Source organism: Ferdinandcohnia jepli (assembly GCF_047246645.1).
In the GTDB taxonomy this organism is placed as follows: Bacteria; Bacillota; Bacilli; order Bacillales; family Bacillaceae_L; genus Ferdinandcohnia.
Map to the genome: position 1 here is coordinate 157752 of NZ_JBFOKR010000010.1, position 25774 is coordinate 183525.

The window sequence follows — 25774 nt, forward strand, 5'->3', positions numbered from 1 at the left end:
GCTTTTACAAGAAAAATGTTGGTTTTATGGACAATTATTCCTAAATAGGTAAGATTTCTGTTGAAATATATTGAATTTTGTCTAAATATCGTTTATTATAAGGCATGTTAGCAGTTAGTTAACATAGAAGCAGCTTGTTAAAAGTAAAATCTTTTAAAAACTCATTCTTATATGATTTGTAATATTCTTTTTGGGAGGAGGTGAATGTCATGAACAAAACAGAATTAGTAAATGCTGTATCTGAGAGCGCTGAACTTTCAAAGAAAGATGCAACAAAAGCTGTTGATGCAGTTTTTGATTCAATTCTTGAAGCACTTAAAGGTGGAGACAAAGTTCAGTTAATCGGTTTTGGTAACTTCGAAGTACGTGAACGTGCTGCTCGTAAAGGACGTAACCCACAAACAGGTGAAGAAATTGAAATTGCTGCTAGCAAGGTTCCTGCATTTAAACCAGGTAAAGCTCTTAAAGATGCAGTAAAATAATTTTACATACGTTTGTTATGTGAGGTATAACAAAAAGGGGTCGTATATTACGGCTCTTTTTTTGTACTCACCTTTATACATTATTAGAGATGTCAAATTGTGTTTTCCACATATTCATTCATATAAGTTATATAATCTATAAATTGATTAAAATAGAAAAGGCTATTAACGTAACATAAAATGATCAAGCTGGAAATTAGGGGGCAAATCATGACTTCCATTAACTTTGAAAAAATTGAACAAGCTGTAAAAATGATTTTAGAAGCAATCGGAGAAGATCCTAATCGTGAGGGTTTGCTAGATACACCGAAGCGAGTAGCAAAGATGTATGGAGAAGTATTTTCGGGTTTAAAAGACGATCCTAAAGAATACTTTCAAACGATCTTCGGAGAAGAGCATGAAGAATTAGTGTTGGTTAAGGATATACCATTTTTCTCAATGTGCGAGCATCATCTTGTACCGTTTTATGGGCATGCTCATGTTGCTTACATACCCCGGGGCGGAAAAGTAACCGGGTTAAGTAAACTTGCGCGTGCGGTTGAAGCAGTAGCAAAAAGGCCACAATTACAGGAAAGAATTACTTCAACGATTGCAAATACAATTGTTGAAACACTAGATCCTCATGGTGTGATGGTTGTTATTGAAGCTGAGCATATGTGTATGACAATGAGGGGAGTAAAGAAACCAGGTGCGAAGACAGTTACTTCTGCTGTAAGAGGTGTACTGCAAAATGATCCTGCTGCACGGAGTGAAGTACTCTCCCTAATAAAAAATTGACATGGATGTTAAAGTAGGAGATAGTAGAAATAGGATAGTTTTTGTTAGACTTTAACTTAACTGGAAAAATTCCTTATATAGGTTATACATAGGAGTGAATAAAAATGAGTAGTAACGCCAACTCAGATTTTATCGTGATAAAAGCTGTTGAAGATGGAGTTAATGTAATCGGTTTAACAAGAGGCTCTGACACGCGCTTTCATCATTCTGAAAAACTGGATAAGGGTGAAGTAATGATCGCTCAATTTACTGAGCATACATCTGCAATTAAAGTTCGAGGGAATGCAATTATCCAAACGACTCATGGAGAAATTAAATCTGAAGGAAGAAAATAAAAAGCAGGTAAATCCTGCTTTTTATTTTTGAATGCGCAAAACCAAAGGATGTATGTTATAATTAACGTTGTTTTTAACTTAATACAGGTCTAGGTATTAACTTAGACGTTAGTATAAAAGCTAAGTCGGAAGTTTTGATTTTTTTCACGAATATCGAAATGTCCTGTGTAAACAAACCGGGGCGCATTTGATTGTAAAGATAGAGAACAATAGAGATATAAACTTTAAATTGGGGAAACAAGGGTGATTGATTTGCAAGACATCAAGAACATTATTGCTGATCTAAAGGAACTAATCGAGGGAAAGTTAAAACATTCCTATCTAGAAAAGTATATTGATGCACCGCATATAGATGAGGATAGAATCTTGCTGTTATATTCGATATACGAGGATTTAAAATTACCTAAAGAACAGCTAGAAAATTATATAGTAACAACAATGCTTGTCCATCAAGCTTTAGAAACCCATGAAACCGTCCCCAATCAAAATAAATCAGGTGAATACTTGCGAAATCAACAATTAAAAGTATTAGCTGGAGATTACTTTAGCGGCTTATATTATTATTTTTTAGCTCAGACAAGGGATATAGAGTTGATTCGTACTTTGGCAGAAGGTATAAAAGAGGTTAATGAATCAAAAATATATTTGTACCAAAAGGATAATGAGCAAGTTAACAAGTTATTTTCCTGTATAGAAAACATAGAGACTGCAATTATTCGTAAAATAGTTGAAAAATACGAAATGAAAAAGTGGTTTGAGATCTCAAGTGCATTCTTACTATTGAAAAGACTAGTACATGAAAGAGAACTCTTTCTACGGTCTGGAACTTCTATTCTTTTTGAATCACTTATTAATATCTTATTTCCTAAACAAGAAGTTCACCTTATGCAAGTGAACATGAGTGAGGAACAAGAAGAAATACTAATTCGAGAATTCGAACGCCAACTTGATAATGTTATTTGTAGAGTCGAGAAAGTAGTGAATTCCAACGTAAAGATTAACGAATTACTAAAAACTAGGATGACGGAAATTCTACGGGCAAGTTCTAGTATCACTATGAATAAGATTGTGGAAGAAGGGTAATCATGCAGCAATCGAAAGAACAACGTGTACACCACGTATTTGAAAAAATTTATAAAAACTATGATAAAATGAATTCTGTTATTAGCTTTCAACAACATAAAGCTTGGCGAAAAGATACGATGAAAAAAATGTCTGTAAAACCGGGCTCTGCTGCTTTAGACCTTTGTTGTGGTACTGCAGATTGGACGATAGCTTTAGCTGACGCAGTAGGACCTACGGGGAAAGTTGTTGGGCTTGATTTTAGCAAGAATATGCTGAAAATAGGGCAGGAAAAGGTTTCAAGCTTAAAACTTGACCAAGTTACATTAGTTCATGGCAATGCGATGGATTTACCTTTTGAGGATAATTCATTTGATTATGTAACAATTGGGTTTGGTCTTAGAAATGTACCAGATTACATGCAGGTGCTTAAAGAAATGTATCGAGTTGTAAAACCTGGAGGTAAAGTTGTCTGTTTAGAGACATCCCAACCGACAATGATTGGTTTTAAACAATTATACTACTTCTATTTCCGTTTTATCATGCCTGTATTTGGAAAGCTGTTTGCCAAAAGTTATGAAGAGTATTCCTGGTTACAGGAATCAGCAAGAGATTTTCCAGGTATGAAAGAATTAGCACTTATGTTCGAAGAAGCCGGTTTTACAAATATTCAAGTCAAACCTTATACATTTGGTGTTGCTGCAATGCACCTTGGATATAAAAAGTAGTCCTTCATGACATAATTAGTTAAATTAGGTGAAATCAATGAAATTATCAATGATGTATTCGTATTTGAATACAGATTTAGCATTAATAGAGAAAGAACTAGAAACTACAATCCAAGGTGATCATCCGGTATTAAAGCAAGCTGGACTTCATTTATTGCAGTCAGGTGGAAAACGTTTACGTCCCGTTTTTGTTCTTTTAGGTGGAAAGTTTGGGAACTATGATATACACGTTATCAAAAATGTTGCAGTGGCCTTAGAACTTATTCATACTGCTTCACTTGTTCATGATGATGTAATTGATGATGCTGATTTAAGACGTGGTAGACCGACAATAAAAGCAAAATGGGATAATAAGATTGCAATGTACGCTGGGGATTATATCTTAGGTAGTTCACTTGAAATTATTACAAAGCTAAGGGATCCTTTGCTGCATCAAATTTTATCTAACACTATTGTTGAAGTTTGTTTAGGAGAAATAGAGCAGATTCAGGATAAGTATCGGTTTGACCAAAATTTGCGTACGTACTTAAGAAGGATTAAACGTAAAACTGCCTTACTTATTGCTGTTAGCTGCCAATTAGGTGCAATTGCAGCGGATGTTCCCGAAAAAGTCCATAAAAATCTCTTTTTATTTGGATATTATGTTGGAATGGCATTCCAAATAACTGATGATATTCTAGACTTTACTGGAACAGAAGAACAGTTGGGTAAACCAGCAGGTAGTGATTTGCTTCAAGGTAACATTACACTTCCCGTTCTATACGCAATGGAAAAGCCTGAATTAAAAGAAAAAATTATTCAAATATCTGAAAACACTGACCCTGAAGAAATGAAGTCTATTATTACTTCTATTAAGGAATCAGATGCCATTAAAAGGGCAGAAATGTTAAGTAATTGTTACTTAGCTAAAGCATACAAGGTATTAGAAGATATACCTCCAAATCGAGCACGTAATACACTCCATAATGTTGCTAAATATATAGGCAAAAGAAAATATTAAGAAAATAATTAATTGGTAAGTTGATAACCAATCAAAATAGTGTTACTATTTTGATTGGTTGGTCAAAAATCAACCATCATACATACTTAGTGGGGTGGAGAGTTTTATGGAAAAAACATTTTTAATGGTCAAGCCTGACGGTGTGCAACGCCAATTAATAGGGGAAGTTGTATCACGTTTTGAAAGAAAGGGCTTTCAATTAGTGGGTGCAAAATTAATGTCAATTCCTCGTGAACTTGCAGAGGAGCACTATGGTGAGCATAAAGAGAGACCATTCTTCGGAGAACTTGTAGACTTCATTACTTCAGGTCCTGTGTTTGCAATGGTTTGGCAAGGTGAAAATGTAATTTCAACTGCTCGTCAAATGATGGGTTCTACAAACCCTAAAGATGCTGCACCGGGAACAATCCGTGGTGACTTTGGATTAACTGTAGGAAAAAATGTAATCCACGGTTCAGATTCTCCTGAAAGCGCAGAACGTGAAGTTTCACTATTCTTCAACTCTGAAGAAGTTGTTGCGTATGATAAGTTAATTAATAACTGGATTTACTAATTTTTTTGGCCAGCTCTCTAATGAGCTGGTTTTTTCTAAAGTTAGCAAACTTCTAAGAACAGATTTTTTTAGTTGTATCTCTAACGAACCACTAAACGTATGATTGACAGAGGAGATAATGATGGACTCAGATTATCAAAAGTTTATATTACAAATAAAGAAAAAAAACGGAATAGATTTAGCGCTATATAAAGAAGCTCAAATGATGAGAAGGTTAACGTCTTTGTATGAAAAAAAAGGATTCCGTAGTTTTATAGAGTATTTTAAAGCAATTGATAGCAGCCCAGAACTGCTAAACGAATTTTTAGATAGAATGACAATTAATGTATCTGAATTTTATCGAAATGCAAAACGGTGGGAAGTACTGGAAAATAAAATTTTACCTAATATTCTTCAAGAAAATAAATCGATTAAAGTGTGGAGTGCAGCCTGTTCTGCAGGTGAGGAGCCCTATACTTTGGCAATGATTTTATCTAAATATGTGCCATTACATAAACTAACTGTATTAGCCACTGATATTGATGATAACATATTAGCTAGAGCAAAAACTGGTATATACCCGGAACGATCATTACAAGAAGTACCTCCTGAAATGAAACGGAAGTTCTTTACTCAAGAGGGAACATTTTTTAAAGTGAATGATGAAATAAAAAAAGCCGTAACTTTTAAAAAGCATAACCTGCTAGCCGATCCGTTTGGAGCAAACTTTGATTTAATTGTGTGCCGAAATGTATTAATTTACTTTACTGAGGATGCTAAAAATCTCGTATATACTAAATTTAGTAATGCACTAAATAAAAATGGTATCTTTTTTGTAGGGAGTACTGAGCAAATCTTTAATCCCGGAACCTATGGACTTGAGTCTGAAGACACCTTTTTTTATCGGAAGAAATAGTTTCTAATTAATTGCTAGATGGCAGCATTATGAAATAAATAACACCGCAAAACTTTATTGCTTTTTAATATCTAAGAGGGAATATTAAGTTAGTTAATAATGTTTCACAGGGTGATTGGAGCTCATGGCACGAGACTCCTCGAAAATGCTTTGCATTTTCTTCGTGCGTGGGTGAATTCAAAGGAGCCTCTCAAAGTCCTGTGGGAAAGTCAAAAGGAACGTCTACTAACGACGGCCACGTCCTGTGGCCAACGTAGACGTCAGCACATCCTGTGCAAGTCAGGTGAGACCCCGCAGGAGCATGCGACTTGTCTAGCTTCAGCGGCTAGAAACTCGAGAAATTTCAACTCCTCCGCCAGAGGCAAAACCAGCCTCTTTTGTCGGAGTCTCCGACGCACAGGATGTGCTAGTGCCGCCAAAGCCACAGGACGTGGCGTTATTGGCGGCCAATTTCCTCGTTTCTGGTCGAGCCGCTTCAGCATTTCAGTGAGGAGGCACACGGTCCTCCCGCGGAAAGCGAGTCCCAGGAGCGGAAATCACCAACCTTTGTAGGCTAACTCTTTAAAGATAAAAGGCCATTAACAATAATATTTTTGATAAAAGCCAATATTTTTACATAAAAAGAATTCATCCTTGGTGAGTTCTTTTTTTCTAACAAAAAGTAAATTATTACTACCCAAGTAAAATTTACAAACCAAAAATACATATACTATAATTAATAGAAATTTTTAAAAATATGTTACTGAACCTTAAAGATTGTGATATATTGGTACATAATCGCTTTAAAGAGCTAAAAGGGGGTAAAGAGAATGAGATACTTAACTGCTGGAGAATCTCACGGTCCGCAGCTAACAACTATTATTGAAGGCGTTCCTGCTGGCCTACCTTTAACAAAAGAAGACATAGACTTTGAACTAGGAAGACGCCAAAAGGGACATGGTCGCGGAAGAAGAATGCAAATTGAAAAAGATCAGGTACAAATAGCCAGTGGTGTAAGACATGGGAAAACGTTAGGCTCCCCAATAGCATTGGTTGTTGAAAATAATGATTGGAAGCATTGGACTAAAATTATGGGGATTGAACCTATTTCAGATGAGGAAGAGGATGAAATTAAACGTAAGATTACCCGCCCACGTCCAGGTCATGCTGATTTGAATGGCGCCATAAAATATGGTCATCGCGACATGCGAAATGTCCTAGAGAGATCTTCAGCAAGAGAAACAACTGTTAGAGTTGCTGCTGGTGCTGTTGCAAAGAAACTTCTTGCTGCGCTTGATATACATGTTGCAGGTCACGTGCTCGAAATTGGTGGAGTTCGTGCAACTAATAGTACATATTCAAATTTAGAAGAAGTAAAACGAAAAACAGAAGAATCACCTGTACGATGCCTTGATGACGAAGCTGGATTGGAAATGATGAAGGCTATCGACCAAGCAAAAGAAAATGGAGACTCAATTGGTGGTATCGTTGAAGTGATAGTAGAAGGCATGCCTGCTGGCGTAGGAAGTTACGTTCATTATGATCGAAAACTTGACGCTAAAGTTGCTGCAGCTATTATGAGTATTAATGCCTTCAAAGGTGTTGAATTTGGTATTGGATTTGAAGCTGCAAGAATCCCTGGAAGTAGGGTTCATGATGAAATTATTTGGGATAAGGAAAAAGGGTATAGTAGACGAACTAATAATCTAGGTGGTTTTGAGGGTGGTATGACAACTGGTATGCCAATTGTGGTACGTGGTGTCATGAAGCCAATACCAACTTTATATAAACCATTAAAGAGTGTGGATATAGAAACAAAAGAAGAATTTGCTGCAAGTATTGAAAGATCTGATAGCTGTGCAGTTCCAGCGGCAAGTGTTGTTGCCGAGGCGGTTGTAGCATGGGAGCTTGCAAATGCAATTCTAGAACAATTTGGCCAAGATCGTATTGACTTTATCAGTGAGAATGTTGCTAAGATGCGTGAGTATTCGAGGGAATTCTAATGGAAGTTTTGACAATTACGACTACATCAAAAACGTATCCAATGTATATTGGAAGTGGAATCATCGACCAACTACCGAAATTAATTAATGAGACTTGTAATTCCGTTTCTAAAATATTGGTTATATCAGATGAAACAGTAGCAGGGTTATATCTTGACGATATCATGAATTATTTAGAGAAAGAGTATAACGACCCACTATCTTTTATTATTCCATCGGGTGAAAGTGCAAAATCATTTCAGGTTTATTATGAGTGTCAAACCTATGCTTTATCAAAAGGGTTAGACCGTTCATCTCTTATACTCGCACTAGGCGGAGGAGTTGTAGGTGATTTAGCGGGTTTTGTAGCTGCAACATTCATGAGGGGGATACCATTTATTCAAATCCCTACTACACTTTTAGCTCATGATAGTGCAGTAGGAGGAAAGGTAGCAATTAATCATCAACTTGGTAAAAACTTAATTGGTGCATTTCATCAGCCAAACGCTGTACTATATGACATTGTTTTTATGAGTACCCTTCCTGTTGATGAACTTCGCTCAGGATTTGCAGAGGTAATAAAACACGGCTTAATTTGGGATGAAAATTTTTACGAATGGTTAGTAAAAGAAATAAAAGGAATATCAGATTTAAAAGGGGAAAAGCTCCAATACGCTGTTCGTAATGGAGTTTCGGTTAAGGCGATGGTCGTAAAAGAGGACGAACAAGAGAAAGGATTGCGGGCTATCTTGAATTTTGGCCATACTCTTGGTCATGCGATTGAAGCGGAGCTTGGGTATGGAAAAATTACTCATGGAGATGCAGTCGCCATCGGCATGATTTATGCTCTTAAACTGAGTGAAGATGTTTTCGAAAGTGACTTGTCTTCTTCGAAGATAGAATCTTGGTTTACATTATTTGATTTTCCAACAAGAATACCGAAAGAAATTGACTCCGAAAAATTACTTTTTCGGATGAAAAAAGATAAGAAGGCGACATCAGGAAATGTAAAGATGGTTTTGTTAAAGCAACTGGGAGAGGCTGTTAGCGTAGCAGTAGATGACAGTCAATTACTCGACTTAATCAAGAAATCATATTAATTACCTGCAAAGGAGGAGTGAAATGGTAAGGGGAATACGTGGTGCAACAACAATTCAACATAATAATAAACAAGAAATTACGGATACCACAGAAAAATTACTACGAGCGATGATTGAAGCTAATCAGATTAATGCTTCAGACGTAGCTCAAATATTATTTTCTGTAACAGATGATATCGATGCATCTTTTCCAGCAGCAGCTGCAAGGCTAATTGAGGGATGGTCATATGTACCTGTAATGTGTATGAGAGAAATTCCTGTTCCAGGTTCACTACCTAAGTGTATTCGTGTCATGATGACAGTTAATACGACAACAAAGCAGGAAGATATTATTCACATCTATCATGAGGGGGCAGTTTCCCTTAGACCTGATTTAACAATTACGTCAAATTGACCAATCTTTAAGATGAAAAATGAGATTGACAGAAATTTACTAAGTAAGTTAAAATAGGTGAATACTTACAATTTTGTATAGTTTTAGAATAGTATAAGTGTAGAGATTGTTTTAGATTAGTGTAGAGATGAGCATAGGGTAGACGAGAATGAGAGAGTTTAGCTGAGGTTAGTTTAATACGAGTTACAAAAACCTTCTACCCAAAGATACGTTTGTGTCTTTGGGTTGTTTAATTTTATAGTTTTTCGGCTGTGTGCTGAGTATCGATTAATAAACATTCAGCCAAAAATCTATATACCTCCTAAATCCTCATTCTCCATTTTAAATGGAGGAGTGAGCCGAATTGAATACGTATGATTTTTCCTCATTTGTATCGGATAGTAGTTCATATCAAACGATTCCGATTGTTAAACGTTTCTATGTAGATACGTTAACACCTATTCAAATTTTCCAAAATCTTAAAAACGAAGCATCGTTCATACTTGAGAGTAAGGATGACGAATCTGTTTGGTCCAGATATTCATTTATTGGATTGAAACCCTTTCTATTTATTAATGAATCAAAGGGAAATTATTTTGTTAAAAATGAAAACCAACAAAATATGATCAAAAAGCAATCATTAAAGGAAGCTTTCCGTTGGGTAAAAGAACACTTGGCATTAAAACCACTGGAAATTGAAATACCTTTTTATGGTGGGGCAGTTGGGTATATTGGCTATGATGCAATTACAACTTTTGAAAAAGTGCAGGAGCATCAAAATAATGACTTGAATTTGGAACGTTATCAATTCTTCTTTTGTGAGACTATTATTGCATTAGATCATCATTCAAAAGAGCTAATTATCGTTCATTTTATACGCTTAAATGGAGATGAGAACGCAAAAATAAAGCGTGCCATTTTTGATCATGCACATTCAAAAATTAATATGTATCTATCAAAAATCATCCAAAACAAAGGTCAAAGTGAAATGATGTTAGCTTCAACCGCCTACGAAGTAGAGAACGTGGAAAACATCAAAAGCAATTATAAGAAACAGGATTTCATGAAGGCTGTTGAAAAAATAAAAGAGTATATTACCGCAGGAGATATCTTTCAAGCTGTTTTATCACAACGTTTTGAGATACCCACAAAAGTAAAAGGCTTTGAATTATATCGAGTTTTACGAATGGTTAACCCTTCGCCTTATTTGTTTTATATCAAAATAAATGACATTGAAATTGTCGGGAGTTCACCTGAACGGTTAATAAAGATTCACAATCGACATTTAGAGATTCACCCAATCGCAGGAACAAGAAGACGAGGCAGAACAACAGATGAGGATGAGGCTCTCGCATTTGAATTAATCAATGATGAAAAAGAAAAGGCAGAGCATTATATGCTTGTTGACTTAGCGAGAAATGATATTGGTAGAGTCTCAACCTTTGGATCAGTAAAAACCCCTGTTTTAATGGAAATCGGAAAGTTCTCCCATGTTATGCATCTTATTTCAAAAGTAACCGGTATTCTTGATGAGAGGATCGATCCACTGGACGCCCTTATCTCAGCTTTCCCAGCTGGTACTGTTTCGGGAGCACCTAAAATTAGGGCTATGCAAATATTAGCTGATATGGAGCCAACTGCACGTAATTTGTATGCGGGTTCAATCGCCTATATTGGCTTTGATGGAAATATCGATTCTTGTATTACGATTCGCACAATGGTTATTAAAGATGAAGTTGCATATGTGCAAGCTGGTGCAGGTATTGTTGCAGACTCTATTCCTGAAAACGAATGGAGTGAAACCATCAATAAAGCAAGTGCTCTTATTCAAACAATTAAGTTGGCAGAGGAAGCATTTTATGGTGAGGAGGATTTACATGTTAAAGAGTTTATTAAATAAATGTATTAATGGAGAGGTTTTAACGGAAGAGGAAAGTTATCAGGTAATGGATGAAATAATGCTAGGGAATGCAACATCAAGTCAAATCGCAAGTCTAATATCTATCTTAAGGTTTCGGGGAGAAGCAGTTGAGGAGATTACAGGATTTGCACGAGCAATGAGAGACCATATGATGCAACTAGATTATGAGAATTTAGATGAAGTGATTGACACTTGTGGAACTGGTGGTGACGGTGCTTCAACGTTTAATATTTCCACTGCTTCGGCAATTGTTGTTTCTTCCTTAGGAATCAAGGTTGCAAAGCATGGAAATCGGGCAGTCTCATCCAAAAGCGGAAGTGCTGATGTTTTAGAGTATTTAGGTGTAGACATTCAGTCAACGCAAGAAGAAGCAAGGACAGCATTGAACAAAAGAAATATGAGTTTTCTTTTTGCACCGATTTACCATTCTGCAATGAAGCACGCGGTTGCTCCTAGAAAAGAAATAGGATTCCGAACTATTTTTAATTTATTAGGTCCAATGGCAAATCCTGCTCGTTGTAAAAAACAAATAGTAGGAGTCTATTCTACTGAATATGCAGAAAAAATGGCGTATGCATTACAAAGGCTGGGTTCTGAACATATTATGTTTGTTTCTGGACGTGATGGGTTGGATGAGTGCAGTATCACTACTGAAACTGACATTGTTGAGTTGAAAAATGGAGAAATTAAAAGGTTTGTCCTCTCACCAGAAGATGTGGGACTTCCAAAAGGAAATATGAAAGATATCCAGGTATCTTCCATAATAGATAGTGCAGAGCTTCTTAAAAGTGTTCTGTATGGCACAGCTAATGAAAGTGCAACAAATATTGTGTTGCTTAATGCTGGAGCAGCTATGTATGTCTCGGGTCGTGCGAAAAGCATTAGAGAAGGTGTTGAGGCAGCAAGAGAAGCAATTTCAACCGGAACAACAAGTAGACAATTTGAACAACTGAGAAGTAGGCAGGTGGAGTACTATGCTAAGTAAAATTATTGAACAGAAAAAGTTTGAAGTTGAAAACCTTGAAGAAGTAGTTTTAGATCAACCTGTTATACGGAGATCATTGCATTCTGCTCTCGCAAAACCAAATCGTAAGATAGGACTTATTGCAGAGGTAAAAAAGGCTTCGCCATCTAAAGGAGTAATACGAGAGAACTTCGAACCTCTACAAATTGCAAAGGAGTACGAAGAAACTAAAGCAGATGCAATCTCTGTATTAACCGATTTTACATTTTTCCAGGGATCAATTGAGTATTTGATGGAGATTAAAAAGAACGTAAATTTACCCATTCTACGAAAAGATTTTATTATTGACTCAAGGCAAATTAGCCAAAGTGAAAAAATGGGTGCAGATGCAATCTTACTAATTGGTGAAGTACTTGAGCCTCTAAAGCTATATGAGTTTTATTGTGAGGCATATGAAAGAGGTATGGAATGTCTTGTGGAAGTTCATTCTCGTGAAACTCTTGAACAAGTTTGTAAATATGTTACTCCCAAATTACTGGGCATTAACAACCGTAATCTTAAAAATTTTATAACCTCAATTACTCACACCAAGGAAATAATTAAAGATGCTCCTAAGGAAAGTCTTGTTATCAGTGAAAGTGGGATTCAATCTCGAGAGGACCTTGACGAAATTATTTCTTATGGTGCACATGCAACGTTAATTGGAGAAGCCTTTATGAGGTATAAATCTCCCGGAAGAGGTATCGGAAAACTACTTGGAGAAGTAAACTATGAAACAGCCCGTCATTAAGTATTGTGGAAACAAATCCTTTGAAGACCTTGCAGTTGTTGCAAATAGTAATGCAAAATACATTGGTTTCATATTTGCTCCAAGTAAACGACATGTTGATCCGTTGCAAGTAATGGAATGGCTTAAGAAAATACAGATAAAGGAGAAGCAGCTTGTCGGTGTATTTGTTAATGCTCAGTTATCAGATATAGAAGCTGTAATCTCTTTAGTACCATTGTCAGTCATACAATGTCATGGGACAGAGAGTGTTACTTATCTAAAGAAAGTGAAAGAAAAAACACAATTAGAGGTATGGAAAGTAATTCATCATTCAGAGAACGCTCTTGAGAGTATGAAAAACTATACCGGGGTTGCAGATGGATATGTAATTGATACTAAGGTGAAGGGTGTGTGGGGAGGCTCAGGAGTCACCTTTGATTGGAATTATATCCCCCACTACCAAGTAGAGGCACAAAGTCAAGGTGTCCCGTGTTTAATTGCTGGTGGAATTCTTCCTACTAATATAGGGAGATTACTTGATTATGAGATTGATGGATTTGATATCTCCAGTGGGATTGAAAGAAGCGGGACAAAAGATGTGACATTAATAACTACTATTGAGGAATGGGTGAGCAAATATGGTGAATGTACCAAATGAAAATGGAAGATTTGGTGACTTCGGTGGAAAGTTTGTACCAGAAACATTAATGAAGCCGTTAGAGGAAATAGAACAAGCATTAGATGAAGCGTTTAACGACCAGCAGTTCTTAGATGAATATATAAATGTGCTAAAAGAGTATTCAGGACGTCCTACAACGTTAAGCTATGCAGAAAATTTAACCAAAATGCTGGGAGGCGCAAAAATTTACTTAAAACGTGAGGACCTTAACCATACTGGGGCTCATAAAATCAATAATGCAATTGGTCAAGCACTTCTGGCAAAGAGAATGGGGAAAAAGAAACTAATTGCAGAAACAGGTGCTGGTCAACATGGTGTTGCGGCAGCAACGGTCGCAGCGAAATTTGGAATGGAATGTAAAGTGTTTATGGGAGAAGAAGATATTGAAAGACAAAAGTTAAATGTATTTCGAATGAAGCTATTAGGGGCAGAGGTAGTACCAGCAACTAGTGGTAATAAAACCTTGAAGGATGCAACGAACGAAGCAATCCGATATTGGGTTCAAAATTGTGAAGACCATTATTATATGATTGGTTCTGTAGTTGGGCCACACCCTTATCCGAAAATGGTCCGGAACTTCCAACGAATAATTGGTGATGAATCAAGAGAACAATTTTTAGAAAGGGAGAACAAGCTACCAACAGCAGTAGTCGCTTGTGTAGGTGGCGGCAGTAACGCGATCGGAATGTTTTATCCTTTTCTTCAAGACGACGTTCAATTAATTGGTGTGGAAGCCGCCGGAAAGGGCGTTGAAACGAACTTGCATGCAGCAACCATTACAAAAGGCTCGAGAGGGATCATTCATGGTTCATTAACGTACTTACTTCAAGATGAGCATGGTCAAATTACAGAACCCTATTCCATTTCAGCTGGTCTTGATTATCCTGGCGTTGGACCTGAGCATGCATATTTAGCTAGCAGTGGAAGAGTTAAGTATGAAAGTATAACGGATGAACAGGCACTTGAAGCGTTACAAATTCTCACGCGTGTTGAAGGTATCATTCCTGCTATTGAATCTGCTCATGCAATTGCCAAGGCTATCCAAAAAGCTCAGGAAATGTCACCGTGCGAGACAATTTTAATCTGTCTTTCCGGAAGAGGAGACAAAGATGTTCATTCTCTAATGTCATATATTGAGGGAGGAGTTCAAAATGATCACAACATTTACGAGACGATTGCCCAAAACTGATAAACTATTTATTCCTTTTATTGTAGCCGGGGATCCGCATCCTAGTGTTACTATTGAATTGGCTCTTGCTCTCCAAGAAGAAGGCGCTTCTATATTGGAGTTGGGAATACCATATTCTGACCCTTTAGCTGATGGTCCGGTTATTCAAAGGGCGAGTGCCAGAGCATTGAAAAATGGTGTTACACTTGAAAATGCTATGAATCTAGTATCTTTAATGAGAAAAAAAGGACTAAAAATTCCAGTAATTATCTTTACCTATTTCAATCCTGTGCTACAATTAGGGGAAGAAAACTTTTTCGCTTTAGCGCGACAAAATGGTATAGATGGTTTGTTAGTGCCAGACCTTCCTTTTGAAGAAAGTGAACAACTGAGAACTAAGTGTGATCAAGAAGGACTTTCCTTTATTTCATTGGTAGCACCGACATCTTCAAGCAGAATTAAGAAAATCGCTAGTAATGCACAAGGTTTTTTATACTGTGTTTCAAGCCTTGGAGTAACAGGAGTTCGTAATACGTTACACAGTGAAGTATACTCATTCTTAGAAGAAGTTAAAATGTATAGTTCAATTCCTGTTGCAGTTGGATTTGGTATTTCGAATTCATCACAGGTCGAAGCGCTAAAGGAATATTGTGATGGCATTGTGATTGGTAGTGCCCTTATTCAGCAGATTGAAGAACTGCGCATTGATTTATTGGAAGAAGCAACTAGAGATGAAGCCCTATACCGTTTTAAAAGTTATATCAGGAGCGTATTGTCTCCCTTAAATAGTTGAGAGGTGTAATTATAATGAATGTCAAGGAACAACTCCTAAACCTAAAGCCATATCAACCAGGAAAACCTATAGAAGAAGTAAAAAAAGAATATGGCCTTGATAATATTGTGAAGTTGGCGTCTAATGAAAACCCATTTGGCTCTTCAGAGGCTGCCAAGGAAGCAATCCGAAATAGTTTAGATTCACTTGCAATCTATCCTGATGGATATGCATCTTTACTAAGGGAAAAGCTTGCAGAGCACCTACAAGTAGACGCTCCACAGCTCATTTTCGGAAATGGATCTGATGAAGTAATTAGTATTATTTGCAGAGCGCTTCTTTCAGCTGGTAAAAATACAGTTATGGCAAGCCCTACTTTTCCTCAATACAAACATAATGCAATTATTGAAGGTGCTGAAATTAGAGAAGTTAATTTAATAGATGGCCATCATAATCTTGAAGGAATGTTAGAAGCGATTGATGAAAATACACAGGTTGTTTGGGTATGTAGTCCAAATAATCCAACTGGTGTTTATGTAAATTCAGATAAACTTAACACCTTCTTACGAAGCGTACCTAAACATGTTCTCGTTGTAGTTGATGAGGCTTATTATGAGTATGTTACAGAAGAAGATTATCCGAATACAATTGAATTACTAAAAGAATATCCAAATCTAATGATCTTAAGAACTTTTTCAAAAGCATATGGTTTAGGTGGCTTGCGTGTTGGTTATGGAGTTGGGGAGGCATCGTTCATCTCAAAAATAGAACCTGCTCGAGAGCCATTTAATACGAATCGTGTTGCTCAAGCAGCAGCAGTAGCCGCGTTAGAAGACCAAGCCTTTATACAGGAGTGTGTAGAGAAAAATAGAAATGGATTGCAACAATTTTACCGTTTCTGTGAAGCTAATGAGTTAGATTATTATCCTTCAGTTGGGAACTTTATCTTAATCGATTTTAAGCAATCTGGTAATGATGTGTTTCAATACCTGCTTGAGCGTGGTTATATCGTTAGATCAGGAAACGCACTTGGATTTCCAACATGCGTTCGAATAACAATAGGCACAGAACAACAAAACAATGAAATCATTTCTCTTCTTAATGAGATGCTTGCGAATACGCAACGTAAAAAATAAAGTAATGGGGTTTTTATAAACCCCATTTACTTCTTTAAATGAGTATAAAAATCAGAAAAATAGAGACACCTTAGTGAATCGTGGTGGTGAAAAAATGAATGCAAACGTGTTAGTAATTGGACTTGGACTTATAGGTGGCTCAATAGCGCTATCGATAAAAAAGGAATATCCTGATACTAAAATTTATGGCTATGACTTAAATGCCGAATCAATGCAGTTAGCAAGAACGCTCAAGGTTATTGATGAGAGTGTAAGTAGGCTTGAGGATATCGTACATAAATGTGACTTTATTTTTATTTCAGTTCCTGTTAAACAAACAGAACAGATTATACTAGAACTTAGTTCTTATGATTTAAAAAATGACGTTATTGTTACAGATGTCGGAAGTACTAAACTCCAAATTGTCGAAAAAGCTGAGCAAGTTTTTGGCGCAGCAGGTGTAACATTTATTGGTGGACATCCGATGGCAGGCTCACATAAAAGTGGAGTGGTTGCCGCGAAGGATTATTTATTTGAAAATGCATTTTATATTTTTACTCCCTATGATAAACACACTTCAAAAGAAGAAGGTATAAAAAAACTAAAAAAATTACTTATTGGAACTAAAGCTAATTTTGTAATTATGTCACCTGAAGAACACGATCATATTGCAGGTGTAATTAGTCACTTTCCACATATTATCGCGGCAAGTCTCGTGCATCAGGCAGATAAATTTGAAAAAGGTAATGATTTAGTTAAACCACTAGCAGCGGGTGGTTTTAGAGATATAACAAGAATTGCCTCAAGTAATCCTGCTATGTGGCGTGATATTTTGTTACAGAATCGGAATGTATTGCTTGAATTATTTAAAAAATGGATTGAAGAGATGGAGCAAATTAGAAGTTTCGTAGAAAATGGCAATGGAGATGCAATCTTTGATTATTTCAAGGATGCTAAGATTTTCCGAGATGGACTCCCAACTAAAACAAAGGGAGCAATACCTTCTTTTTATGATTTATTTGTAGATGTACCGGATTATCCAGGGGTAATCTCAGAAATTACTGGATTGCTTGCAGTTGAGCGAATTAGTATTACAAATATCCGAATTATTGAGACAAGAGAAGAAATTTATGGAGTGCTGAGAATCAGCTTCCAAAATGAAGAGGATCGTGAAAAGGCAATCAAATGTATTGAAATTAACACTGAATATGGGACGTTTAAGGCTTAATCAGTCAGGAGTGATAGAATGAAGTCGATTCAATTACGAACAAATATTACTGGATTATCAGGTGAAATAAATATACCAGGAGATAAGTCAATTTCTCATCGCGCAGTTATGCTGGGCTCTGTAGCTAATGGAAAAACAGTTGTGGAAAATTTCTTACCAGGAGATGACTGTTTAAGTACCATTAGCTGTTTTCAAAAGTTAGGTGTTTCAATAAAACAAAAGGAAGACTTTGTTGAAATAGAAGGCGTTGGATTTGAGGGATTAAGAGAGCCAATTGAAATATTGGATACTGGAAATTCAGGTACAACAACTAGATTAATTGTAGGACTTCTCTCAGGCATACCTATGCATACATGTCTGATTGGAGACGAATCTATCGCTAAAAGGCCAATGAAGCGTGTAACTGGACCATTAAGGCAAATGGGAGCGAAAATTGATGGACGAGAAGATGGCAATTTTACTCCGCTAGCTATTAGAGGCGGAGCACTAACTGGTATTGACTATCAATCCCCAATTGCTAGTGCGCAGGTTAAGTCCTCCATCTTGTTGGCAGGAATAAATGCTAAGGGCACAACTTCAGTTACAGAACCACATAAATCACGTGATCACACGGAACGCATGCTTCAGGCTTTTGGCTGTGAGGTAGAAGTAGAGGGACTTACCGCAAAAGTCAGTGGTGGACAATCATTAAACGGTACTCATATTCAGGTGCCGGGGGATATCTCCTCTGCAGCTTTCTTTTTAGTAGCTGGTGCAATTGTACCGAATAGTAAAATAACCTTAAAGAACGTTGGAATGAATCCCACTAGAACTGGTATTATTGAGGTTTTATTAAATATGGGTGCAAGACTTGAAATTACAAACGAAAGAGTGGTTAATAACGAGCCACTTGCAGATTTAAATATACAAACCTCAGACCTGTCAGGTATCGAAATTAGTGGTGAAATAATACCTAGACTTATTGATGAAATCCCAATTATTGCTCTATTAGCTACACAAGCTAAAGGTCAGACAGTAATAAAAGACGCTAGTGAATTAAAAGTAAAAGAAACGAATCGAATCGAAACGGTTGTTGGAGAACTAACAAAGCTAGGAGCCAAAATTGAGTCAACAGATGACGGGATGATTATTACCGGGCAACAGCATAGACTAACTGGGGGACGTGTTCATAGTCATGGTGATCATCGAATTGGCATGATGTTAGCAGTTGCTGCATGTGTTTCGGAGGGTGACATCGTATTAGAGTCGCCTGAGTCAATAGCAGTTTCCTATCCGAACTTTTTTAAGCACCTTGACTTATTAAGTGAGAATAAATAATTTCCATTGTTAAATAACCCGTGAATATGTAATATCACGGGTTTATTTGCGTTGAATAAAACAGTAATAGAAATCTTTAAAATAAATTTCAAAGTTCACAAAAAATTTAACATAGAAAAGTCTCTTATCGCATAGCTTGTCTTAAGAGTAGTTGTCAATTGAATTGTATTAACTTTATTCAGCATTTATCTCCTACTTCTATAAGTGGGGAATGAATGCGAAAAGAGTATACAATTCGGTCGGGGTTCAACCTCCGACTGAATAAAGTTAAAGCCTCTGGCGGATGCCTCTTTTTTTAATAGGAAACTTTTCCGGAATTAACTGGCATTAAGCCCTGTGGAGGGGAACTGCCAGTAAAAGCCCGAAAGTGTCACAGACTAACAGCGCCACGTCCTGTGGCAACGTCTGTGTGACCAACAAGTTCCTGTGGGCCGCAACTAAAAATTATCAGAGGGGAACGAAGAACCCCCCACTGATTGAAGTTTCACCTTATCGAGAAAGCTCGAAAAAAATCGGGAGCAAATACGCCAAGGCGCATTTGATAGGGGAGGTTTCATGACATATATCTTAGAACAAGCGAATGTCTTGAAGGAAAGCAAAGTGGTTACATGCTCTATATTAGTCAAAAACGAACGTGTTGATTATATAAGTGACAAACTTCAACGTCATTCCTTTATGAGAAGTAATCTGTCTAAATATTTATTAACACCTGGGCATGTCATGCTCAACTATTCTTTTTCAAAAGAACATTCGTTTCTTTCTTTTAAAGAAGAGATTACTGAAACATATTTGAAAAAGGGTTGTACTACTCTACTTGTACTCAGTGATTTACAGCATGAACGAGAACTGAATTCGACAATAAAAAACACAAAGCATTACCTTTTGAATTGTCCGATTGATTACTATTTAGGTATACGTATCCCTCTTAAGAGTTTAACTTCCTCCTTACTTATTGCCTGTAGAAGAAAGAAGATCCCGATTGTTATAGTCACTATTGAGAATGTAGAGGATTTATATCATATTCCCTGGGGTTGGATAAGGGAATCCTATCACTCCTATCAAATACCAATTGTTCCAGATTGGAAAATAAAAGAAAAATCCTTTTTCTCTGGAAGTAACCATCTCGATTTATGGAAATCAATTATGGAAGATAACAACATACCTACTATTCCATTTTGTCCTGATGAGAACAAGCCCTTGTCAATTGAGGTCTTAAAAAAGATTGGTATTTATCCTGCTAAAGGTGATATAAGAGTTGGCGGAGAACTTGATTATAACCTCTATGATCATAATGAAATAGGCTATTCAGTTGATGAAAAGCCTACACTCGATTATCATAAACATATACCTAAAATAACAATGCATAAGGGAAAGTTTACAAAAGTAGGTTCCAAGGTATACTTTCATTCAGGATTTGGTAATGAATGTATAGTAAAAAAACCTGGATATTTTGTATCTACTTTCGAATAACATAGATAGGTAAATGATTGATAGGTAAGAGGAGCTAACGAATTAATGAGTAAAATATTAGAGGCAATTCAACAGGTAGAGGATGGAAACGTTGAGGAAGGGTTAAAAACTCTGAAACAACTAAAAGGTATATCAACAGATGACGAAAAATACACAATCGCTCAAAACTATTATAAATGGGGTTTTGTTGACGATGCTAAAATAATTATCGAGGAATTACTAGAAATTTATCCTACCGAAGGTGAGCTTCTGGTTTTCTTAGCAGAAATTATGATTGATCTTGACAAGGAAGAGGAAGCTATTTCTTTATTAGATACAATATCTGAAGATGATCCAGTTTATATAGAATCCCTTGTACTACAGGCCGACTTATTTCAAATGCAAGGTCTATTTGAGGTGAGTGAGCAAAAGCTGCTACTAGCAAAAGAACAATCAGCAGATGAGCGGATAATTGATTTTGCACTTGGAGAATTATATTCAAGCCACGGTGAATATAACAAAAGCATTCCATACTATCAACAAGTGTTGAATGAAAATGACGAGATTGCTGGTGTTAATGTAAATGCGCGTTTGGCAGAAGGTTTAAGTGCTACTGGGAAGTTCGAAGAAGCACTTCCTTATTATGAAGCAGCTATTGGAAAACAGGAAGATAGTAATACATTGTTTGGCTACGGTTTTACTGCGTTTCAAGCAAAGTACTTCAATAAAGCAATTGAGGTCCTCACACAATTAAAGGAAATCGATAACGATTATACGTCCTTATATTTGTATTTAGCTATGGCATATGAAGAAGAAGGAATGTTAGAAAAGAGTTTATCAACTTTAAAAGAAGGGCTGGAGGTTGACTCATTAAATAAAGAGTTACACTTCTATGCAGGGAAAATTTCAATGATGCTAGGGAAAAATGAAGAAGTTGAAAAACATCTTCGAGAGGCTGTTGGAATTGATCCTGGATATGTTGAAGCAATCACACAGCTTACTAAATTTTTATTAAGAGAAGAACGCTACGACGATGTTATAGAGTGTTTAGATTCGGTTATGAGCTACGGTGAGTTTGATGAACAATTTGAATGGGATCTTGCATTTGCAAAAAATAAATTAGAACAATATTCCGATGCATTAAACCATTACCGTCATGCATATACTTTTTTTAAAGAAACTCCAGAGTTTTTAGAAGAATATGGATACTTTTTAATGGAGGACGGAAAAAGACAAGAAGCAATCGAAGTATTTAAGGAGTTATTACAACTTGACCCAATGAAATATGAAATTGAGGAATTACTCACAGAAATACAATAATGTGTACCATGGTTTTGAAGGATATTTTGGAGTTGGCGTTGAAGTATATCAATAAACAAATTACTCCAATTAGTTGGGTCAAATGTAAGAATGGTGTGTGAACTGTACGATTCATGTTGTGCTAAGTGATTTTTAAGAAAACGTCCCATTCTGGAAATCTAATAGGAATCTATCAGGATTAACCGTTTTAATTTTGCTTATTTTATCAATGTCTGGGGAATATGTTTACAATTTATTTCTTAATTTGAGTATTTACAAAAAAGCTTAACTCAATAATAGCAGAGGAGGGAAGCATGGCGATGACTACCCCTGTATCTGTCAACGAGAAAAAAGACTTTATTCGCTGGTTTCTTAATAATTATCAGCTAAAAAGAAGAGAATGTGTTTGGATATTAAATTATCTAATGAGTCACGATCAACTTATGAAAAACGTTCACTTTGTTGAACAGGCTCAGTATTGCCCAAGGGGAATAATTATGTCGACACATTGTGTTGATGATGTTCCATTTCGATTTTATAAAGAGAATGTCATGACGACAGATGCTGAGAAATCGTTTCATGATATTAGATTAAACAGGGAAGAGGAAATTTACATTCAATTAAACTTCAGATCATCCTTTCATTCCCCAAACTATGTTGCAGTTCTAGAAGAAAACCCATATATGCCAAAACACCTGCAAGTTAATGAAAAGGATAAGCAGCTTGCTAAGAAATTTCTAGAAGAATCCATTTTTATATTCCAAAAGGAACACTTACTTAAACGAATTGATGAGGCGTTAGATAGACAAGATGAGAAAGAATTTATTAAACTAACCGAGCAGTTGAAAAATCTATAGGTAGTTACCGAGAGCTGAAGGGAAGTCAGCTCTTTTTTTTAATTTGTAAATGTTTGCTGGGGTGGATCCTTGATATATCTTATTTTATTTTATGTTTTTTTCAGAGTATGGTATGTTAGTTTCATAAGCAGATAGAAAGGAAGCATACATAATGAAATGGGTAACGAAAGATATAGATGTGTATTTACAAGCAAAGGAATATGTTGATACAGCAGTAATTCCTCTCATTCCAGTTTCACTAGACGGCAACCTAAAAACAACTGTCTCTATGGGAGAGTTTATTACAATTTTATCGAATGAAATTGAAAGACAATTTAAAGGAAGAATTATTTTGTTTCCTGCATTCACCTACTCAGGTAGCGAAGAGCTACAAAACACGAAGGAAAGACTTAATCAATGGACAAGCGATTTTTCTGGGGGCGGTATGAAGCATGCCATATTTATTACTTCTGATAGCAGTTGGAAACAGGTTGAAGCAGAACTACAGGGTACTCTAATCTGGATGCCAACTTTACCTCTAGAATATGTAGAAGAAAAGTACAAACAAACAATGCTTCAAGATCAAATGAAGCAACTTATAGGTTTGTTTATGAATATTTGGCAAAAATAAATCAAGAATTATTTAAGAATAACAATAAAAAATTCCCTGCTTTTCCTAATAAAGTCACATAGTTGCCATTATTTCAGTAAATCCTATTATTGACCTGTAGAAAATATTGATATATCATGAGAATGTCCTAGTTTTAAAATGTGTACTAATTATGTCCGGAGTGGACTTAGCTTAGCATAGAGGGGGGAAAAAAATGAGCGAGAATAAACACCGGGTTTCTAGACGTCAATTTTTAAACTATACCCTTACAGGTGTAGGCGGTTTCATGGCTGCAGGAATGCTAATGCCAATGGTCCGTTTTGCAATAGACCCATTACTTCAACCACAAGGTGAACAAGACATGGTACAAGTGGTGAGTGTAGATAAAATCACTAATGAACCACAAAAGTTTGACTTTAAGATCCATCAAATTGATGGTTGGTATGAATCAGATGTTTCAACATCTGCGTGGGTTTATAAAAATGACAATGGCGACATCGTAGCTTTATCACCTGTTTGTAAACATCTAGGCTGTGCGGTTTCTTGGGGAGAAGATCCAGCAAACCCTGACCGTTTCTTCTGTCCTTGTCACTACGGTTTATATGAGAAGAATGGTTTGAATGTACCTAACACTCCACCAATGGGACCATTAGATGTATTTGACAGCCAAGTAAAAGATGGTTACCTATACTTAGGAAAAGCAAAACCGAATCCAATAAAAGGGGCGTAATAAATGTTAAATAAGATATTTGACTGGGTTGACGAACGACTTGATGTTACGCCTCTTTGGGCGGATATTGCAGACCATGAAGTTCCTGAACATGTTAATCCAGCGCATCATTTTTCAGCGTTTGTATACTGCTTTGGAGGTCTAACTTTCTTTATCGTTGTAATCCAAGTTCTTTCTGGTATGTTCTTAACAATGTACTATGTACCAGATATTAAAAACGCATGGGAATCTGTTTACTATTTACAAAATAATGTAGCTTTTGGTCAAATTGTACGTGGAATGCATCACTGGGGAGCAAGTTTGGTAATCGTTATGATGTTCTTACATACTCTTCGTGTATTTTTCCAAGGTGCATATAAGAAACCACGTGAGTTAAACTGGATTGTTGGAGTTTTAATTTTCTTTATTATGTTAGCATTAGGTCTAACTGGTTACTTATTACCTTGGGACATGAAAGCATTATTTGCTACAAAAGTTACGATTCAAATTATTGAATCAGTACCTTTACTTGGACCTCACTTGAAAACGTTAATTGCAGGACATCCTGAAATTATTGGAGCTCAAACCTTAACACGTTTCTTTGCGATTCATGTATTTTTCTTACCAGCAGCACTATTTGGATTATTAGCTGCTCACTTTATCATGATTCGTCGACAAGGTATTTCAGGTCCACTATAATATTTAAATGACTTTAGTTTTACTTAATAAATTCATAAAAAGGAGGGGGACCGATTATGCATCGCGGAAAAGGAATGAAATTTGTTGGGGACTCACGTGTTCCTGTTACCAATAGAAAGCATATTCCTAAAGACTATTCCGAATATCCTGGGAAAACAGAAGCTTTTTGGCCAAACTTCTTACTTAAAGAATGGTTGGTTGGTTCGGTTTTCTTAGTAGCGTTCTTATGCTTAACAGCAGCGCATCCATCACCATTGGAAAAAATTGCTGATCCAACTGCATCAGGGTATATTCCATTACCAGACTGGTATTTCTTATTCATGTATCAATTGATTAAGTACACTTATGCATCTGGTGATTATAATGTGATTGGTACACTTGTTATTCCAGGACTTGCATTTGGAGCACTTTTACTTGCTCCATTCTTAGATCGTGGTCCAGAGCGTAGACCATCTAAGCGACCTATTGCTACAGGTTTAATGCTTTTAGCAGTTGCTTCGGTTACTTACTTAACTTGGGAATCTGCTTCACAAGTTGACTGGGAAGCAAGAGCGGAATCTGCTAAAATTGTTGCAGAAGCTGAAATTGATAAAGAATCAGAAGGCTATAAATTGTTTCAAGACAAAGGATGTATCGGATGTCACGGCGGTAACCTAGAAGGTGGACCTGCTGGTAAAGCGCTTGTTGACAATGGATTAACACCTGAACAAATTGCTGATATTGCAGTAAATGGTCAAGGCGGAATGCCTGCTGGAATGTTCGAAGGAACAGATGAAGAACTGCAAAAGCTTGCAGAGTTTATCTCAGGGGTAACGTCTAAATAATAAAGAAAAAGCTGACTATGTGTAGTCAGCTTTTTTTAATGATAAGAAAGCATTCCTGTATTAAAGCAAAATGAGGTTTGAACAAAAAAAGTCCTCTTGGTATGATACGAGGTGTCCAAGCTGATCAGCGCAAAGGACCCTTAAAATTA

Annotated in this window: 27 protein-coding genes; all 27 read left to right on the forward strand. The window is 36.4% G+C overall.

Annotated elements, in window-relative coordinates; all coding sequences use genetic code 11:
• Positions 1-209: 209 nt before the first annotated feature.
• The 27 genes from AB3M96_RS12635 to AB3M96_RS12765 all read left to right on the forward strand — a co-directional run bounded on the left by AB3M96_RS12635 (position 210) and on the right by AB3M96_RS12765 (position 25625).
• Complete coding sequence (locus AB3M96_RS12635) at positions 210-482, forward strand: HU family DNA-binding protein (protein WP_412967972.1); 273 nt, start codon at positions 210-212, stop codon at positions 480-482.
• 210 nt (positions 483-692) lie between these two features.
• Positions 693-1259 (forward strand): GTP cyclohydrolase I FolE, encoded by a 567-nt coding sequence (gene folE / locus AB3M96_RS12640; protein ID WP_412967973.1) that lies wholly within the window; start codon positions 693-695, stop codon positions 1257-1259.
• A gap of 104 nt (positions 1260-1363) precedes the next feature.
• Entirely contained in the window at positions 1364-1594 is a 231-nt protein-coding gene (gene mtrB / locus AB3M96_RS12645) for a trp RNA-binding attenuation protein MtrB (protein ID WP_412967974.1), read from the forward strand.
• A gap of 243 nt (positions 1595-1837) precedes the next feature.
• Positions 1838-2677, forward strand: coding sequence for a heptaprenyl diphosphate synthase component 1 (locus tag AB3M96_RS12650; protein ID WP_412967975.1), 840 nt, complete (start codon positions 1838-1840; stop codon positions 2675-2677).
• 2 nt (positions 2678-2679) lie between these two features.
• Positions 2680-3384, forward strand: a complete 705-nt coding sequence (locus AB3M96_RS12655) for a demethylmenaquinone methyltransferase (RefSeq protein WP_412967976.1) — start codon at positions 2680-2682, stop codon at positions 3382-3384.
• Between the two features lie 37 nt (positions 3385-3421).
• The gene (gene hepT, locus AB3M96_RS12660; RefSeq protein ID WP_412967977.1) at positions 3422-4384 is read left to right on the forward strand and encodes a heptaprenyl diphosphate synthase component II; all 963 of its coding nucleotides are present in this window, start codon (positions 3422-3424) and stop codon (positions 4382-4384) included.
• Between the two features lie 106 nt (positions 4385-4490).
• A complete protein-coding gene (ndk, locus tag AB3M96_RS12665) occupies positions 4491-4937 on the forward strand; it encodes a nucleoside-diphosphate kinase (protein ID WP_412967978.1) in 447 nt (148 codons plus the stop codon).
• 121 nt (positions 4938-5058) lie between these two features.
• Positions 5059-5832, forward strand: a complete 774-nt coding sequence (locus AB3M96_RS12670; RefSeq protein ID WP_412967979.1) for a CheR family methyltransferase — start codon at positions 5059-5061, stop codon at positions 5830-5832.
• Positions 5833-6641: 809 nt separating this feature from the next.
• Positions 6642-7814, forward strand: a complete 1173-nt coding sequence (gene aroC, locus AB3M96_RS12675) for a chorismate synthase (RefSeq protein WP_412967980.1) — start codon at positions 6642-6644, stop codon at positions 7812-7814.
• Positions 7814-8893 carry a 3-dehydroquinate synthase gene (aroB, locus tag AB3M96_RS12680; protein ID WP_412967981.1) on the forward strand — a complete coding sequence of 360 codons (1080 nt, stop codon included), beginning with the start codon at positions 7814-7816 and terminating at the stop codon, positions 8891-8893. Before aroC ends, aroB begins: the two co-directional genes overlap by 1 nt.
• A gap of 22 nt (positions 8894-8915) precedes the next feature.
• Positions 8916-9287, forward strand: coding sequence for a chorismate mutase (gene aroH / locus AB3M96_RS12685; RefSeq protein WP_412967982.1), 372 nt, complete (start codon positions 8916-8918; stop codon positions 9285-9287).
• A gap of 343 nt (positions 9288-9630) precedes the next feature.
• Positions 9631-11166 (forward strand): anthranilate synthase component I, encoded by a 1536-nt coding sequence (gene trpE, locus AB3M96_RS12690; RefSeq protein ID WP_412967983.1) that lies wholly within the window; start codon positions 9631-9633, stop codon positions 11164-11166.
• Positions 11144-12172, forward strand: coding sequence for an anthranilate phosphoribosyltransferase (trpD, locus tag AB3M96_RS12695; RefSeq protein WP_412967984.1), 1029 nt, complete (start codon positions 11144-11146; stop codon positions 12170-12172). The genes trpE and trpD overlap by 23 nt, the downstream gene beginning before the upstream one ends.
• Entirely contained in the window at positions 12162-12941 is a 780-nt protein-coding gene (gene trpC / locus AB3M96_RS12700; protein ID WP_412967985.1) for an indole-3-glycerol phosphate synthase TrpC, read from the forward strand. Before trpD ends, trpC begins: the two co-directional genes overlap by 11 nt.
• Entirely contained in the window at positions 12922-13578 is a 657-nt protein-coding gene (locus AB3M96_RS12705) for a phosphoribosylanthranilate isomerase (RefSeq protein ID WP_412967986.1), read from the forward strand. The genes trpC and AB3M96_RS12705 overlap by 20 nt, the downstream gene beginning before the upstream one ends.
• The gene (gene trpB / locus AB3M96_RS12710; protein WP_412967987.1) at positions 13559-14788 is read left to right on the forward strand and encodes a tryptophan synthase subunit beta; all 1230 of its coding nucleotides are present in this window, start codon (positions 13559-13561) and stop codon (positions 14786-14788) included. The genes AB3M96_RS12705 and trpB overlap by 20 nt, the downstream gene beginning before the upstream one ends.
• The gene (gene trpA / locus AB3M96_RS12715; RefSeq protein WP_412967988.1) at positions 14751-15560 is read left to right on the forward strand and encodes a tryptophan synthase subunit alpha; all 810 of its coding nucleotides are present in this window, start codon (positions 14751-14753) and stop codon (positions 15558-15560) included. The genes trpB and trpA overlap by 38 nt, the downstream gene beginning before the upstream one ends.
• Positions 15561-15574: 14 nt before the next feature.
• On the forward strand, positions 15575-16675 hold the full coding sequence (gene hisC / locus AB3M96_RS12720) for a histidinol-phosphate transaminase (protein ID WP_412967989.1): 1101 nt from the start codon (positions 15575-15577) through the stop codon (positions 16673-16675).
• A 73-nt stretch (positions 16676-16748) separates the two neighbouring features.
• The gene (locus tag AB3M96_RS12725) at positions 16749-17882 is read left to right on the forward strand and encodes a prephenate dehydrogenase (protein WP_412967990.1); all 1134 of its coding nucleotides are present in this window, start codon (positions 16749-16751) and stop codon (positions 17880-17882) included.
• Positions 17883-17900: 18 nt separating this feature from the next.
• Positions 17901-19199 (forward strand): 3-phosphoshikimate 1-carboxyvinyltransferase, encoded by a 1299-nt coding sequence (aroA, locus tag AB3M96_RS12730; protein WP_412967991.1) that lies wholly within the window; start codon positions 17901-17903, stop codon positions 19197-19199.
• A gap of 555 nt (positions 19200-19754) precedes the next feature.
• On the forward strand, positions 19755-20669 hold the full coding sequence (locus AB3M96_RS12735) for a hypothetical protein (RefSeq protein ID WP_412967992.1): 915 nt from the start codon (positions 19755-19757) through the stop codon (positions 20667-20669).
• 45 nt (positions 20670-20714) lie between these two features.
• Positions 20715-21968, forward strand: coding sequence for a tetratricopeptide repeat protein (locus tag AB3M96_RS12740; protein WP_412967993.1), 1254 nt, complete (start codon positions 20715-20717; stop codon positions 21966-21968).
• A gap of 299 nt (positions 21969-22267) precedes the next feature.
• Positions 22268-22804 carry a ReoY family proteolytic degradation factor gene (locus tag AB3M96_RS12745; RefSeq protein WP_412968005.1) on the forward strand — a complete coding sequence of 179 codons (537 nt, stop codon included), beginning with the start codon at positions 22268-22270 and terminating at the stop codon, positions 22802-22804.
• 151 nt (positions 22805-22955) lie between these two features.
• Positions 22956-23414, forward strand: a complete 459-nt coding sequence (locus AB3M96_RS12750; protein WP_412967994.1) for a YpiF family protein — start codon at positions 22956-22958, stop codon at positions 23412-23414.
• A gap of 193 nt (positions 23415-23607) precedes the next feature.
• Positions 23608-24123: a Rieske (2Fe-2S) protein gene (locus AB3M96_RS12755; protein ID WP_412967995.1), complete on the forward strand. Its 516-nt coding sequence runs from the start codon at positions 23608-23610 to the stop codon at positions 24121-24123.
• Between the two features lie 3 nt (positions 24124-24126).
• On the forward strand, positions 24127-24801 hold the full coding sequence (gene qcrB / locus AB3M96_RS12760) for a menaquinol-cytochrome c reductase cytochrome b subunit (RefSeq protein ID WP_412967996.1): 675 nt from the start codon (positions 24127-24129) through the stop codon (positions 24799-24801).
• 56 nt (positions 24802-24857) lie between these two features.
• On the forward strand, positions 24858-25625 hold the full coding sequence (locus AB3M96_RS12765) for a menaquinol-cytochrome c reductase cytochrome b/c subunit (RefSeq protein ID WP_412967997.1): 768 nt from the start codon (positions 24858-24860) through the stop codon (positions 25623-25625).
• Positions 25626-25774 lie beyond the last annotated feature (149 nt).

What these genes read in the sequence shown, in the direction of transcription:
- AB3M96_RS12635 (WP_412967972.1), top strand. Translation starts at nt 210, where the DNA reads ATGAACAAAACAGAATTAGTAAATGCTGTATCTGAGAGCGCTGAACTT.
- folE (WP_412967973.1), top strand. Translation starts at nt 693, where the DNA reads ATGACTTCCATTAACTTTGAAAAAATTGAACAAGCTGTAAAAATGATT.
- mtrB (WP_412967974.1), top strand. Translation starts at nt 1,364, where the DNA reads ATGAGTAGTAACGCCAACTCAGATTTTATCGTGATAAAAGCTGTTGAA.
- AB3M96_RS12655 (WP_412967976.1), top strand. Translation starts at nt 2,680, where the DNA reads ATGCAGCAATCGAAAGAACAACGTGTACACCACGTATTTGAAAAAATT.
- hepT (WP_412967977.1), top strand. Translation starts at nt 3,422, where the DNA reads ATGAAATTATCAATGATGTATTCGTATTTGAATACAGATTTAGCATTA.
- ndk (WP_412967978.1), top strand. Translation starts at nt 4,491, where the DNA reads ATGGAAAAAACATTTTTAATGGTCAAGCCTGACGGTGTGCAACGCCAA.
- AB3M96_RS12670 (WP_412967979.1), top strand. Translation starts at nt 5,059, where the DNA reads ATGGACTCAGATTATCAAAAGTTTATATTACAAATAAAGAAAAAAAAC.
- aroC (WP_412967980.1), top strand. Translation starts at nt 6,642, where the DNA reads ATGAGATACTTAACTGCTGGAGAATCTCACGGTCCGCAGCTAACAACT.
- aroB (WP_412967981.1), top strand. Translation starts at nt 7,814, where the DNA reads ATGGAAGTTTTGACAATTACGACTACATCAAAAACGTATCCAATGTAT.
- aroH (WP_412967982.1), top strand. Translation starts at nt 8,916, where the DNA reads ATGGTAAGGGGAATACGTGGTGCAACAACAATTCAACATAATAATAAA.
- trpD (WP_412967984.1), top strand. Translation starts at nt 11,144, where the DNA reads ATGTTAAAGAGTTTATTAAATAAATGTATTAATGGAGAGGTTTTAACG.
- trpC (WP_412967985.1), top strand. Translation starts at nt 12,162, where the DNA reads ATGCTAAGTAAAATTATTGAACAGAAAAAGTTTGAAGTTGAAAACCTT.
- AB3M96_RS12705 (WP_412967986.1), top strand. Translation starts at nt 12,922, where the DNA reads ATGAAACAGCCCGTCATTAAGTATTGTGGAAACAAATCCTTTGAAGAC.
- trpB (WP_412967987.1), top strand. Translation starts at nt 13,559, where the DNA reads ATGGTGAATGTACCAAATGAAAATGGAAGATTTGGTGACTTCGGTGGA.
- trpA (WP_412967988.1), top strand. Translation starts at nt 14,751, where the DNA reads ATGATCACAACATTTACGAGACGATTGCCCAAAACTGATAAACTATTT.
- hisC (WP_412967989.1), top strand. Translation starts at nt 15,575, where the DNA reads ATGAATGTCAAGGAACAACTCCTAAACCTAAAGCCATATCAACCAGGA.
- aroA (WP_412967991.1), top strand. Translation starts at nt 17,901, where the DNA reads ATGAAGTCGATTCAATTACGAACAAATATTACTGGATTATCAGGTGAA.
- AB3M96_RS12735 (WP_412967992.1), top strand. Translation starts at nt 19,755, where the DNA reads ATGACATATATCTTAGAACAAGCGAATGTCTTGAAGGAAAGCAAAGTG.
- AB3M96_RS12740 (WP_412967993.1), top strand. Translation starts at nt 20,715, where the DNA reads ATGAGTAAAATATTAGAGGCAATTCAACAGGTAGAGGATGGAAACGTT.
- AB3M96_RS12745 (WP_412968005.1), top strand. Translation starts at nt 22,268, where the DNA reads ATGACTACCCCTGTATCTGTCAACGAGAAAAAAGACTTTATTCGCTGG.
- AB3M96_RS12750 (WP_412967994.1), top strand. Translation starts at nt 22,956, where the DNA reads ATGAAATGGGTAACGAAAGATATAGATGTGTATTTACAAGCAAAGGAA.
- AB3M96_RS12755 (WP_412967995.1), top strand. Translation starts at nt 23,608, where the DNA reads ATGAGCGAGAATAAACACCGGGTTTCTAGACGTCAATTTTTAAACTAT.
- qcrB (WP_412967996.1), top strand. Translation starts at nt 24,127, where the DNA reads ATGTTAAATAAGATATTTGACTGGGTTGACGAACGACTTGATGTTACG.
- AB3M96_RS12765 (WP_412967997.1), top strand. Translation starts at nt 24,858, where the DNA reads ATGCATCGCGGAAAAGGAATGAAATTTGTTGGGGACTCACGTGTTCCT.